This is a genomic window from Amycolatopsis sp. NPDC059027 (genome assembly GCF_042739735.1).
GTDB lineage: Bacteria > Actinomycetota > Actinomycetes > Mycobacteriales > Pseudonocardiaceae > Amycolatopsis.
Genome location: NZ_JBHYIK010000035.1, coordinates 69,900 through 82,392, shown reverse-complemented (window position 1 = coordinate 82,392; position 12,493 = coordinate 69,900). Strand labels below are relative to the sequence as shown.

The window sequence follows — 12,493 nt, the reverse complement described above, 5'->3', positions numbered from 1 at the left end:
CTGCTGCGGACGGAGTGTTTTCGACTTCTGGAAAGTCGTCGACTTGCTGGTCCAGGTAATCCTCATGGTGCGGTTAGTGCCGAAATATGACGAGTCGGCAATATGTGAATGTGACAAATGGTTGACAAGTACCAAGGGGAGCCATGGTTTTCGCGGTAGGCGCATCGCTTCCGAAGGGGAATGTCGACCGGTTACCCGTGTTCGACTCCCTGCCGGACAGGCCTGCTGTCCAGGAGAGGGTGCTGGCGGATTCGGTGTGAACAATGTTCTGACCGACTTGCAATCCGGGGTGCGACGTCTCACTCGAACCGCTGTCTGACATCGACACGGCAAACCCGGCTCCACTGCGCTGCGTTGGGCGCCGGCGCGCGTGGGTGTCGTCAGCCTCACGCAGCTGTTGCAAATGATTATCGTTTTCATGTATAAGGATGGGGTGCTCATGCCGCGACAAGGACAAGGGTCTCTGCTGACCGGAGTCCAGCCGTTCCCGCTCACCGCCCTTCGGCATCCCGCCGTCACCACCCTCCTGGAGGATCACCGAGCCCTGCTGGCCGACCTGCTGGACGGCCTGGGGTCACCACTGCATGTCGTGCTGCCGGAAGTCTTCGAGGAGAACGTCGCCGGCCTCCGGCAGGCGTTCATCGAGTCGGGCGCCGACGTCGACATCCTGTTCGCCAAGAAGGCGAACAAGGCCGACTGCTACGTCTCCTCGGCTGCCGCTCTCGGTGCCGGAATCGACGTCGCCAGCAGCGCCGAACTGGTCAAGGCTCTGGCAGGCGGGGTGCCCGGACATCGGATCGGTATTTCCGGTCCGGAGAAGGACGACACCCTGCATGCTCTCGCCGTCCAGCACAACTGCCTGGTCGCGATCGACTCGATCAGCGAGCTTCGCAGGTTGGCCGCGACAGCGCGGCTCGCGGACCGGCGGGTCCGCGTGCTGCTGCGATCCCGGACGTCCGGTCAACCGGGCAGCCGCTTCGGCATGGCCGCCGCCGAACGCGACGCGGCCGTCGGCCTGTGTATGGAACTCGCGGGCCACGTTCGATTCCAGGGATTCTCGTTTCATTTGAACGGTTACTCTCCCGGGGAGCGCGCGATGGCGGCGAACGAGATGATCGAGCACTGCCTCGATGCCCGGCGGCGGGGTGCGCGGTCGGCCGAACTGGTCGACATCGGCGGCGGGTTACCGATGCGCTATGTCGAGCCGGGACTCTGGGACGAATTCCTCCGGCAGAACGAGCCTGCCCACTACCACGGGACCAAGGCCTCCAGGGGTTTCTCCTTCTATCCGTACGGAGGGCACTCTCCCGCTGAGGCGGCGCGCATGATCATGAGTCACCCGGTGGACGGTGACGAGAGCTTGTCGGCGAAGGCGGCTCGCAACGGCATCCGTTTCCTCGTCGAACCCGGCCGGTCGCTGTTGGACCAGGCCGGATTCACCGTGTACCGCGTGCAGCAGGTCGAGGACCGGCGGGACACCGACGGGTACGCGATCGTCACCGTCGCGGGCAACAGCCTCAGTCTGAGCGAACCGTGGTTCAACACCGACTACCTCCCGGATCCTCTGCTGATCTCCGCCGAGCCCGCCGCCGACGAGGTGTTCCCGGCCTGCGTCGCGGGTTCGACCTGTCTGGAAAACGACATGGTGACCTGGCGGAAGATCGGGTTCCCCCGGCCCGTGCGGCCCGGCGACCACCTGGTCTATTTCAACACCGCCGGCTATCACATGGACTTCCTCGAATCACGGTTCCATGACACCGCGCTGCCGTTGAAAGCGGTTATCCGGCTCGGCGACGGCGGAGCATCGCCCCGTTGGCGACTGGATGGCATCTGAACCCGCTCAGAACAAAGGAGAAGTCTCGAATGTCACAGAGCTACGCCGCGCCTGGGCAGCTGTGGTTGTTGCCGCAGTCGCAGCAAGAAGGCCTGGACTTCGACTACCGGCAGGTGCTCGAAGTCGTGGAGCGGGCCTACCGCGCAGTGCGCGAAAACGGGTCGGACAGCCCGGTGAAGACGGTCATCGAGGACCCGGACGATCACTCGCTGAGCTATTCGATGGTGGCCAGGGACGCCGCCAGCGACACCGTGTGCTTCAAAGCCGTCTACGAGTTCGATCCAAGCCGCCGCCGGGACAGTTACCGGTTTCATTCGTTCATCTTCATCGCCGACGACACCACCGGGGCGCCGATCGCGCTGATGGACGTGGTGAAGCTCGGGCCGCTGCGGTCCTCGGCCACCAGCGCGTTGTTCGCTCGCGCGGCCTGTCCCGACGCCCGCAGCGCGCTGGTCGTCGGCACCGGCGTCCAGGGGCAGATGGCATTGCCGATGCTGCTCGCCGCGCTTCCGGATTTGGAGCGGCTGCAGGTGTTCGGCACCTATCCCGACGGTTTGCGCGCCGTTCAGGAGAGTGCCGGAGGCCGCGAGGTCGAGATCGTGGACGACCTCCGGAAAGCCGCGGGCGAAGCGGACATCCTGATCGGCGCCTCCGGTCTGTCCGTGACGGAGGTGGTCCAGCGCGAGTGGGTGAAACCGGGATCGATCTCCGTGCTGCTCGGCTACGGCGTGCACGACGTGTTCCACGGCGCGGACTACCGGATCGCCACCAACACCACCCAGATGCACGTCACCTGCGGCAAACTGCGGGCGGCGGACGGCAGCCTGCCCCCGGTGGACGCCGAACTGCCGGACATCCTGCTCGGCCGTGCGCAGGCCCGGCGCGATCCCGGCGACGTGGTTTTCGCCTACAACAGCGGTATGGCGGTCACCGACGCCGCGCTGGGCCGGTACATCGCCGATCTGGCGCTGGCGGCCGGGCGAGGGGAAAGGGTCGGCTTCTGGTGAGCACCTTCACCTCTGTCGCGGTGATCGTCTCGTGAACCACGTCCTCGAACCGGAGACTTCAGCGTCCTTGGTGCGCCGGGAGGTGGCGGGCCTGCCCGCCTACGATCCCGGCGCCGACCCGGACGAGGTGGCCGCCTTCAGCGGCGCCGCCCGCGTTATCAAGCTTTCCAACAACGAGAGCCCGTTCGGTGCCTCGCCCGCGGTCGCCGAAGCTGTGCGGCTGCGCCTGGCCGGCGGCGTCTCCCGCTATCCCGACCCCACCGGCAAGCGGCTGGCCGAGGCCATCGGAAAGAGCCTGGCCGTGCCTGCCGAGCGCGTGGTGCTCGGCAACGGTTCGGAGAACATCCTGGAGTTGGTGTGCCAGGCCGTACTCGACCCTGGCGACCTGGTGATCACCCAGGCGCCGGGGTTCAGCCTGCACGAGATCTTCCCGCGCATGATGGGCGCCCGGGTCGAGAAGGTCCCGGTCACCGCCGAGTTCGGGTTCGACGCGGCCGCCTGGGGTGACGCGCTGGCCGCGGGCCCGAAACTCGTTTTCCTCGCCAACCCGTGCAACCCCACCGGCGCGATGCTCGATGTCGGGGAACTGGAACGCGTTGTGGCCGACACCCCCCAGGCGGCCCTGCTGGTGCTCGACGAGGCGTACTGCGAGTTCGCCCGTCCGAACCCGGCGTACCCCGACGGGCTCGCGGTGCTGCGCGGGCAGGACCGGCCGTGGATCGTGTTGCGCACCTTTTCCAAGGCCTACGGCCTCGCGGGCATCCGGGTGGGGTTCGGCGTCGCCTCCGCCGCCGAACTGGTCAAGGCACTGGACCGGGTCCGCACTCCCTACAACGTCAACCAACTGGCACAGGACGCCGCCATCGCCGCGCTGGGGGACCACGCGTACCTGGCGGAAACGGTGCGCCGCACCGGTCTGGAACTCGCCAGGGTCACGGATCGGTTGCGCGGCAAGGGCTTCCGCGTGGCGCCGTCCTCGGCCAACTTTCTGTTCATCGATACCGGCCACCACTCCGACTGGGTGGCCCAGGAATTGCACCGCGCCGGAATCATCGTCAAGGCGTGGCGAGAGCCGGGATACGAGAACTTCATCCGAGCCTCACTGTCGACCCCCGAAGACAACGACGTCTTCGTGCGATGTCTGGCGGAGATCCGCGCGAAGGGAACGCGATGATCAAGGACAGAGTATCCGACCTGATCGGGCGGACGCCGCTGCTCAGGCTGGCGGTGGCGGAGGGGGCGGGAACCGTTCTGCTGAAGCTGGAGCAGTTCAACCCCACCGGCACCGCCAAGATCCGGATGGCCAGGAACATGGTGGACGAGGCCGAGGAGCAGGGGCTGCTCGCCCCTGGCGGGTGGCTGGTCGAGGCCACCTCCGGCAACACCGGGCTCGGCCTGGCGCTCATCGCCGCCGAACGCGGCTACAAGTTCACCGCTGTGGTGGACAACCACTCCAGTGTCGACAAGCTGCGCGGGATGCTCGCCTACGGTGCCGAGCTGCACAACATCGCCGGAGACCAGGAAGGGCTGGCCACGGCCGAACGCTACGCCGGGGCTCGCCGGTTCGCGGCCGAGCAGGGCGCGTACCTCACCGCGCAGGACTGCAATCAGGGGAATCCCAACGGCTACCGGCCGCTCGCCCTCGAGTTGTACGACGACTTGGGCGAGGACATCCATTACCTGTACGGGGCGGTCGGCACCGGTGGTTCGCTCAGCGGCACCGGCCGAGTCCTGCGGGAGCGTGTCCCGGACCTGAAGGTCATCGGTGTCGAGCCGGTGGGCTCCGTCAACTTCGGCGGGGAACAGGCGCCTTACCACCAGTCCGGTACGGGGACGCCGGAAGTCTCGGAAATCTGCGATGTTCTCGACTACGACGTGATCGACGAGGGGAGCAAGGTCAGCGATGCGGAGGCCTTCGAGACTTGTCGTTACCTGGCAAGGAACTTCGGCATTCTGATCGGCGGCTCGGCGGGCGGCGTGGTCTACAAGGCCTTGGAGCGCGCGCAGAGCGTGGGGCCCGAAACGACCATCGTCGTGCTGGTGTGCGACGGCGGCGAGCGGTACCTGGACACCGTGTTCAACGACGAGTGGATGGCGGCCAACGGTTTGTTCGACGCGCAGGTCGTCGACAGGATCGCCTCGATGCTGCGGCGCCCGCCGGTCGGCGGAATCGGAAAGGCACCTGACGAGCCCCGTTTACTCACTACTCTACCTGTCCACCCGCAAGTGGCGGGAAATGAACATTATCGTTTCGAACAAACCTCTCCACGCTGAAGGCCGCCGGGGTAAACGGCAGTCGCAACCGGTGGGTCCGTGGATTTGTTCGTAAGCGATATTTTGTGGAGGTGTGGCCGTGTGGTCGACAATGAGGTTGTTCGTGAGCTTGCGTCCGCGGGCCTGGGCAGGGATAGCCGGTCTTGTCGTGCTGACGTTGCTGGCGACGGCGACGTATGTGGGTCAGGGCTTGCTGATCGCGAATTTGTTGTTCCGGGTGTTTTCGTCGGTTGACGCCGGTGGTCTGCTGACATCTCTGGCCGCGATCGGCGTGCTGCAGCTGGCTCGGATCGCGCTGGTCGTGGTGCGCGACTGGTGGGCCCCGCGGGTATCGGCGCGGGTGAAGGAGGCGGTGCGCGAAGGGCTGACGCTGAAGCTGATGGAGATCGGGCCCGGGCAGGCGCAGCGGATGCGTACCGGTGATCTGCAGTCGACACTGGTCGACTCGGTGGAACTGCTCGACCCGCTGCTGGGGCGGTTCGTCCCTACGGTGGTGGCGTCCGTGCTGGGGTCCTGCCTCGCTTCGGTGTACGTGATCGCGGTCGACCCGGTGGTGGGCCTCGTCGTGCTCGTGTGTGCTCTGCTGGCGCCGCTGTCCAAGTTGTTCGGGGAAAAGGCGATCAGGGAACGGGGCAGCCGCTGGATGGTGTCCTACCGGGGTATGTACTCCGAGAGCCTGGACGCGGTGCAGGGAATGGGGACGCTCAAGGCGTTCAATGCCAGTGGCAGGCGCGGCCGGGAGATGGTCGAGCGTGGTGACGCGTTCTGCCGGGATTCCATCGGCCTGATGGTCGCGTGGTGCGGTACCTCGGGTATCGCGGCGTTGATGGTGCCGATCGGCACGACGGCCGCGGTGGCACTGGGTTCCTGGCACGCCGCCACGGGCGTGGTGAGTGTCGCGGGACTGTTCACGATTCTGATGCTGACCCGCGAGACCTTCCGGCCCATGCAGGAGCTGGAGGGGGCCTACCACGCGGCGTACCACGCCATCCCGGCCGGCCAGGCGATCGCCGATATCCTTCGCCTCGAAGCGGACGTGCCGGATACCGCGGCTGCGGCCCCCGCCCTGCGGCAGAACCCGCCCGGTCTGGAGTTCCGCGATCTCCGGTTCAGTTACCCGACCCGGAGCGCACCGGCGCTGGACGGGTTCGGCCTGGTGGTCGCGCCGGGTGAGCGGGTGGCCATCGTGGGCCGTTCCGGCGCGGGCAAGAGTACGTTGCTCGGGTTGCTGATGCGGTACTTCGACGCCGATGCGGGCTCCGTCCGTGTCGACGGCCGTGACATCCGCGAGTTCCCGCTGGCCGACCTGCGATCACTGGTCGGCGTCGTGGCGCAGGACACGTACCTGTTCCACGGCACGGTCCGGGAGAACCTGCTGCTCGCGAAACCCGATGCCACCGAAGAGGAGATCGCTCGCGCGGTGACCGCCGCACAGGCGGCGGACTTCATCGCCCGCCTGCCCCAAGGCTTCGAGACGGTCGTCGGTGAACGCGGCCTGAAACTGTCCGGTGGCGAGCGTCAGCGCATCGCGATCGCCCGTGCGCTGCTCAAGGACGCTCCCGTGCTCGTCCTCGACGAGCCGACCTCGAGCGTCGACGCCGCCAACGAAGCGGAGATCACGCAAGCTCTCGGCGACCTGACCCGCGGCCGGACGACGATCGTCATCGCGCACCGCCTGTCCACGGTGCGCGACGCCGACCGGATCGTGGTGATGGACTCCGGCCGGATCGTCGAGTTCGGCAGTCACCCGGATCTCGTGGCACGCAAGGGCCTCTACGCCGAACTCGTCGCGACCCAGACTGGAGCGCCGGAATGACCTCGACCCTCGACATCCACACCCACGGACATGGGCACGGCCACGGCGTCGAAGACGGCCACGGCGGCGCGCCGGTGCCACGCCGGTCACTGGTCGCCAGGCTGAGGAGCCTGATGCCCCTGCTGGGCCCGCATCGCGGGCTCATCACGGTGGCCTATCTGGCCGGTGTGCTGCACCAGCTGCTCCTGCTCGCCTCGTCCGGGATCGGCGCGTATGTGGTGGCACGGGCGGCCGCGGGCGCCTCGCCGGGCCAGCTCACCGGCTGGCTGATCGCGCTCGGCTGCCTGATCGTGCCGCTGGTCGTCCTGAACATCGCCGACAGCACCTACGCCCACGTCGCCGCCTTCCGCGCACTGGCCGACACCCGGGCCAAGGTGTTCAACGCCTTCGAACGGCTCTCGCCCGGTTACATGCTCGAACGGCGTTCCGGCGATCTCGGCTCGGCCGCCGTTTCCGACGTGGAGCAGATCGAGCTGTTCTTCGCCCACACGCTCAGCCCGCTCGCCGTCGCGTCGACCGTTCCGGTGGCCACCACGGTCGCGCTGTGCTGGTTCCACTGGTCACTCGCCTGCGTTCTGGTTCCGGTTCTGCTGCTGATCGCCTCGGTCCCGGCATGGTTGCGGCGTCAGGCCGAACGACATGGACACGAACTGCGCGACTCCCTCGGCCGGATGAGCGCCGACAGCACCGACACCTTCCAGGGCCTGCGCGAGCTGGTGAACTTCGGCGCACACGCCCAGCGGCTCGGCTTGCTGCGCAAGCAGAGCGTCCGGCTGGCCAAAGCGAAGTCCGGGCACGGACGCCGCAGCGGCATCGAGTACACCGCCACCGACACCATCGCCCTCCTGGGAATCCTCGCGGTGCTCGTCCTGGGCGCGCGGCTCGTCATCGCGGGCGAACTCGACCGCTCGCTCTTCCCTGTCGCTGTCGTGCTCGCCGGGATGGCGATGCTGCCAGTGCTGAAGGTGACCGAGGTCGCGCGCGAGTTGTCCATTGTCGCGTCGTCGGCCGACCGCATCAACACGCTGCTCGACGCGCCGGCTCCGGTCTCGGACCTGGTCAGCCAGGCGCCGGCGGGCCCGGTCGTGCCGCATGTCCGCTTCGATGCCGTGACCTTCGCCTATCGGAGCGACTTGCGGCCCGCCGTGCGCGATGTCGGTTTCGAGATCCGCCCCGGCGAAACCGTCGCGCTGGTGGGCCACTCCGGTGCGGGCAAATCGACCTGCGCCAACCTGCTGCTGCGGTTCTGGGACGTCACCGCCGGCTCGGTTTCCGTGGGCGGACACGACGTTCGCGATTTCCCCCAGGAGGATCTCCGCCGTCTCATGACGTTGGTGCCGCAGGACACCTTCCTGTTCAACACCAGCCTGCGCGACAACATCCGGCTCGGCCGTGCCGATGCCTCCGACGACGAGGTCGAGGCCGCCGCGCGGGCCGCACAGGCCCACGAGTTCATCACGACGCTGCCGGACGGATACGACACCGTCGCGGGCGAACTCGGCGCGCTCATGTCCGGCGGGCAGCGGCAACGGATCGCGATCGCGCGGGCCCTGCTGAAGGACGCGCCGATCCTCGTCATGGACGAGGCGGTGTCGAACCTCGACGCCGCCAGCGAGCAGGCGGTCACCCAGGCGATGGACGAAGCCCGGCACGGCCGCACCACCCTGGTCATCGCCCACCGGCTCTCCACCATCCGGACCGCCGACCGGATCGTCGTCATCTCCGACGGACGCGTCGCCGAAACCGGAACCCACGAGGAACTCCTCGCTCGCAACGGCGCCTACGTCGAACTACTCGCCTCACAACTCGAAGGATTCGTCGGGCAGGGTTCCTGACCGACGGCGGCGTTCCGGCCCGGCAGCACCAGAACCTCACCAGAAGAAGGAGCAGACTTTGGATTCGGTAACCGCGAACACCACCGGATTTCTTTACCGTAGCCCGGAACTGTACGATTCGATCTATCGGTTCGACGAAACCGGCATCCGCCTGACGAGGATGACTCACGAGCTGCTGGCCCGGAACGGGAAAACGCCGCCGAGTTCAGTACTCGACCTTGGGTGTGGCACTGCCTACAAACTCGCTTACCTGAACGAAGCCGGCTATGAGTGCGCCGGCGTCGATTACCTGGAAGGGATGGTCGCCTACGCCCGTGACCAATACCCGGACATGCGATTCGAGGTGGGCGACGTTCGCGATGTCCGGGTTGGCCGGAAGTTCGATGTGATCACCTGCCTGGGGTGGGTGATCGAGAACGTGCACTCGTGTGCGGACATCGCGAGGGTGATGGAGACGTTCGCGGTCCATGCGAATCCCGGTGCGCTGCTCGTGCTCGGTACGCACAATCCTGTCGGTGACTTGTCCGCGCTGGGGGCGAAGAGCAGTTTCGCCATTGAGCGAGAGGATTTCAAGGCGACGGGCGAAGCCTCGTTCACCGTCGACCGTCGTCGGCAAATCCTTACCCGGCACCTGAACTGGTCGCTACCGGGAGGTGCCGCGGAGGAGGAAGTGACGAGTTACCGTCTCTTCTTCCCCATGGAGCTGGAGTACTATTTGACGTCGCATGGATTCGGCGACGTCGTGATGTATGACAACATCGACCTGAACCCGTCGGATCTGGAGGGTTCCATGTTGTATGTGACCGCGACCTATCAAGGGTGAAATCGGTCGTCGGGTCAGGTTCGTTGATCGTTCGCAGTTGTTTGGGGAGTCATCAATGTTGCATCGCCTGCGCCTGTGCGCCCTGGCCGGCCTCCTGGTGGTGACCGCGGGCTGTAGCGCGGGGAAACCGGACGTCACGGCCGGCGGCACCGCCGTCGAGAACTGCGGCGTGCGGGTGCGGGTGGATCAGCCGCCGCGGCGCGCCGTCGCACTCGATCAGGAGACCACCGAGACGCTCCTGGCGCTCGGCCTGCGCGACCACATCGCGGGGACCGCCGTGCGGTCGGGGCCCGTGGCGGAGGAGTACCGCGCCGAATACGCGACGATCCCGATGCTCAACCCCAAGGAGCCGACCGGAGAGCAACTCCGCGCCGCCGACCCCGACTTCGTCGCCAGTGCGTATCCCAGCCGCTTCACCCGTGAACGGGTCGGCACCCGGGACGAGTTGGCCACCCTCGGCGTACCGTCCTATGTGAGCGCGGTGGGCTGTCCGAAGTACCAGCCGGACAAAACCCCGTTCGAGCGGCTGTTCAGCGACTACGAGAACTTCGGCACGATCTTCGGCGTCCGCGAACGAGCCGCCGATCTGATCGGCAAGCAGCGCGCGGTGATCGCCGAGGCGGAGAAGGCTGGCGCGGCCCGGAGGACCAAGCCGACGGTGGCCTTCCTGTACTCCGTCTACAACGGCACGCCGCATGTGGCGGGCGGCAGCGGGATGCCCGCCAACATGAGCCGCGTCCTCGGCGTCACGAACGTCTTCGACGACGTCGACAGCAACTGGCCCGAGGTCAGCTGGGACCAGATCGCCGCCCGCAACCCGTCGATCATCGTGCTCGCCAACTTGCCCGACCGGGGCGAACAGGGTGACACCGCCGACGAGAAGGTCCAGCTGATGCGCGCCAACTCGGTGCTCTCGCAGGTGAGTGCCGTCCGCGCCGGCCGGTTCGTGACCGTCCCCGGCCCGGAACTCGACGCAACGGTGCGCAGCGTGCACGCGCTCAAGCTGATCAACGACGGTTTGGCGGCGCTGGGTTGACGACTTCGGAGAACCGTGTCCTGGCCCCGCCCCCCAAGACTGACGGAGCCGGGACACGGCGCACCGCGATGCCGACCTGGATGCTGTTCGTCATCGGCCTGGCCGCGCTGGCGCTGTCCGTCGGGATCGCCACCTGCGTGGGCGCCAACGGTGTCGGCCTGTCGGAACTGGCTCGCGCCGTCGGCACCCGCCTCGGGCTGCCGGTGGAGCCGCTGCCTCGGCTGCTCGACTCGCTGATCTGGCAGCTCCGTGTCCCCAGGGTGCTGCTGGCGGCACTGATCGGCGCGATGCTGGCCGTGTCCGGAACCGTGTTGCAGGGCCTGACCGGCAACGCACTGGCCGACCCGTACCTGCTCGGCGTGTCCAATGGTGCCTCGGTGGGCGCTGTGTCCATGACGCTGCTCGGCCTGGGCGGGAGCGCGCTCGGGTTGTCCGGCGGGGCGCTGCTGGGCGCGTTGCTGTCCTTCGGCCTGATGATGCTGTTGCTGCGCGGGGGCATGCGGACGGTCCGCATCGTGCTGACCGGCGTTGTCGTCGGCCAGCTCTTCGCCGCGCTGACCTCACTGCTCATCATGGCCTCGGCGGACGCGGAGACCACCCGCGCCATCACCTACTGGCTGCTGGGCTCGATGACCTCCGCCCGCTGGGACTCGGTCGTCGTCTGCGCGATCGCCTGCGCTGTCGGAGTGGCGGCCTGCTGGAACCGGTCCCAGGCACTGGACGCGTTCGCGTTCGGCGAGGACACCGCCGAGTCGCTCGGGATCAGCGTGCGCGCGACCCGGATCGGCACACTCGTCATGACCGCGCTGCTGACCTCGGTCGCGGTCGCCTCGGTCGGTGCCGTCGGCTTCGTCGGCCTCATCGTTCCGCACGCCGCCAGGTTCATGGTCGGCCCCCGGCACCGGGTTCTCACACCGTTCGCCGCCATCATGGGCGCGCTGTTCCTGGTGTGGACCGACGCGCTGGCCCGGGTCGCCCTGGCGCCGAGGGAGGCGCCGGTCGGCGTCATCACCGCCGTGATCGGCGTCCCGCTGTTCCTTCTCATTCTGCGCAGGCGGGGAGAGCTGTGAGAATCGATGTGGAATCCCTGAGCTGGGGCGTACCCGGCAAAAGGATTGTCGACGACGTCGCACTGAGCGTCGGCACCCGCGAAGTACTGGGCCTGGTGGGGCCGAACGGGTCCGGCAAGTCCTCGCTGCTGCGGTGTGTCGCCGGACTGCGCAGGCCCGCCCGGGGGTCCATCCGGTACGACGGTGCGGACATCTCGGACTGGGACAGCAAGCGCATCGCGCGTCGTGTGGCCTTTGTGGACCAATACACGGAGACCGAGAGCGACCTTCGCGTGGCCGACGTCGTGGATCTGGGCCGCACCCCGTTCCGCGCGAACTGGCGAAGCCGGGACCAGCGCGACGACGCTGTGGTGGAGGCGGCGCTGGACCGCATGGGCCTGACCGAACTGCGTGCCAGGCACTGGAAAACCCTCTCCGGCGGGGAGCGTCAGCGCACGCACATCGCTCGCGCGCTCGCGCAGCAGCCTTCGGCCATCCTGCTCGACGAACCCACGAACCACCTCGACATCCGGCACCAGCTCGATCTCCTGCGCCTGCTGGCCGCGGCCGACCAGACCGTGGTGATCGTTCTGCACGATCTGGCGCTGGCGGCACGGTTCTGCGACCGGCTGGTGCTGATGGACCAGGGCAGGGTCGCGGCCTCCGGTGTCCCGCTCGATGTGCTGACGCCCGCGCGCATCCGGGAGGTGTTCACCGTGGACGCGGAAGTCGGACTCGACCGCTGTGGCGACGTCCGGGTCCACTACCGATGACGTGCCCAGCCCGCCCCGGCGGAAATCCATTCGCTTCCACCGCGGT

At 67.5% G+C, this 12,493-nt stretch carries 10 protein-coding genes; all 10 read left to right on the top strand.

Features of this window, described 5'->3' with window-relative positions:
- The first annotated feature begins 418 nt into the window (after nucleotides 1–418).
- The 10 genes from ACFWY9_RS24310 (at nucleotide 419) to ACFWY9_RS24265 (ending at nucleotide 12,447) form a co-directional block, all read left to right on the top strand.
- Nucleotides 419–1,834 (top strand): alanine racemase, encoded by a 1,416-nt coding sequence (locus ACFWY9_RS24310; protein WP_378340001.1) that lies wholly within the window; start codon nucleotides 419–421, stop codon nucleotides 1,832–1,834.
- Nucleotides 1,835–1,863: 29 nt separating this feature from the next.
- Nucleotides 1,864–2,841 (top strand): ornithine cyclodeaminase, encoded by a 978-nt coding sequence (locus ACFWY9_RS24305; RefSeq protein ID WP_378340000.1) that lies wholly within the window; start codon nucleotides 1,864–1,866, stop codon nucleotides 2,839–2,841.
- 31 nt (nucleotides 2,842–2,872) lie between these two features.
- Nucleotides 2,873–4,015 (top strand): histidinol-phosphate transaminase, encoded by a 1,143-nt coding sequence (hisC, locus tag ACFWY9_RS24300; RefSeq protein WP_378339999.1) that lies wholly within the window; start codon nucleotides 2,873–2,875, stop codon nucleotides 4,013–4,015.
- Nucleotides 4,012–5,115 carry a PLP-dependent cysteine synthase family protein gene (locus ACFWY9_RS24295; RefSeq protein ID WP_378328323.1) on the top strand — a complete coding sequence of 368 codons (1,104 nt, stop codon included), beginning with the start codon at nucleotides 4,012–4,014 and terminating at the stop codon, nucleotides 5,113–5,115. The genes hisC and ACFWY9_RS24295 overlap by 4 nt, the downstream gene beginning before the upstream one ends.
- A 103-nt stretch (nucleotides 5,116–5,218) precedes the next feature.
- Entirely contained in the window at nucleotides 5,219–6,931 is a 1,713-nt protein-coding gene (locus ACFWY9_RS24290) for an ABC transporter ATP-binding protein (protein WP_378328324.1), read from the top strand.
- A complete protein-coding gene (locus tag ACFWY9_RS24285; protein ID WP_378328325.1) occupies nucleotides 6,928–8,766 on the top strand; it encodes an ABC transporter ATP-binding protein in 1,839 nt (612 codons plus the stop codon). Before ACFWY9_RS24290 ends, ACFWY9_RS24285 begins: the two co-directional genes overlap by 4 nt.
- A gap of 58 nt (nucleotides 8,767–8,824) precedes the next feature.
- Nucleotides 8,825–9,589, top strand: coding sequence for a class I SAM-dependent methyltransferase (locus ACFWY9_RS24280; protein WP_378328326.1), 765 nt, complete (start codon nucleotides 8,825–8,827; stop codon nucleotides 9,587–9,589).
- A 55-nt stretch (nucleotides 9,590–9,644) separates the two neighbouring features.
- Nucleotides 9,645–10,625 (top strand): ABC transporter substrate-binding protein, encoded by a 981-nt coding sequence (locus tag ACFWY9_RS24275; protein ID WP_378328327.1) that lies wholly within the window; start codon nucleotides 9,645–9,647, stop codon nucleotides 10,623–10,625.
- Between the two features lie 68 nt (nucleotides 10,626–10,693).
- Nucleotides 10,694–11,695 (top strand): FecCD family ABC transporter permease, encoded by a 1,002-nt coding sequence (locus ACFWY9_RS24270; RefSeq protein ID WP_378328328.1) that lies wholly within the window; start codon nucleotides 10,694–10,696, stop codon nucleotides 11,693–11,695.
- The gene (locus ACFWY9_RS24265; RefSeq protein ID WP_378328329.1) at nucleotides 11,692–12,447 is read left to right on the top strand and encodes an ABC transporter ATP-binding protein; all 756 of its coding nucleotides are present in this window, start codon (nucleotides 11,692–11,694) and stop codon (nucleotides 12,445–12,447) included. The genes ACFWY9_RS24270 and ACFWY9_RS24265 overlap by 4 nt, the downstream gene beginning before the upstream one ends.
- Nucleotides 12,448–12,493: the final 46 nt, after the last annotated feature.

What these genes read in the sequence shown, in the direction of transcription:
- ACFWY9_RS24305 (WP_378340000.1), top strand. Translation starts at nt 1,864, where the DNA reads ATGTCACAGAGCTACGCCGCGCCTGGGCAGCTGTGGTTGTTGCCGCAG.
- ACFWY9_RS24275 (WP_378328327.1), top strand. Translation starts at nt 9,645, where the DNA reads ATGTTGCATCGCCTGCGCCTGTGCGCCCTGGCCGGCCTCCTGGTGGTG.
- ACFWY9_RS24285 (WP_378328325.1), top strand. Translation starts at nt 6,928, where the DNA reads ATGACCTCGACCCTCGACATCCACACCCACGGACATGGGCACGGCCAC.
- ACFWY9_RS24310 (WP_378340001.1), top strand. Translation starts at nt 419, where the DNA reads ATGTATAAGGATGGGGTGCTCATGCCGCGACAAGGACAAGGGTCTCTG.
- ACFWY9_RS24270 (WP_378328328.1), top strand. Translation starts at nt 10,694, where the DNA reads ATGCCGACCTGGATGCTGTTCGTCATCGGCCTGGCCGCGCTGGCGCTG.
- ACFWY9_RS24295 (WP_378328323.1), top strand. Translation starts at nt 4,012, where the DNA reads ATGATCAAGGACAGAGTATCCGACCTGATCGGGCGGACGCCGCTGCTC.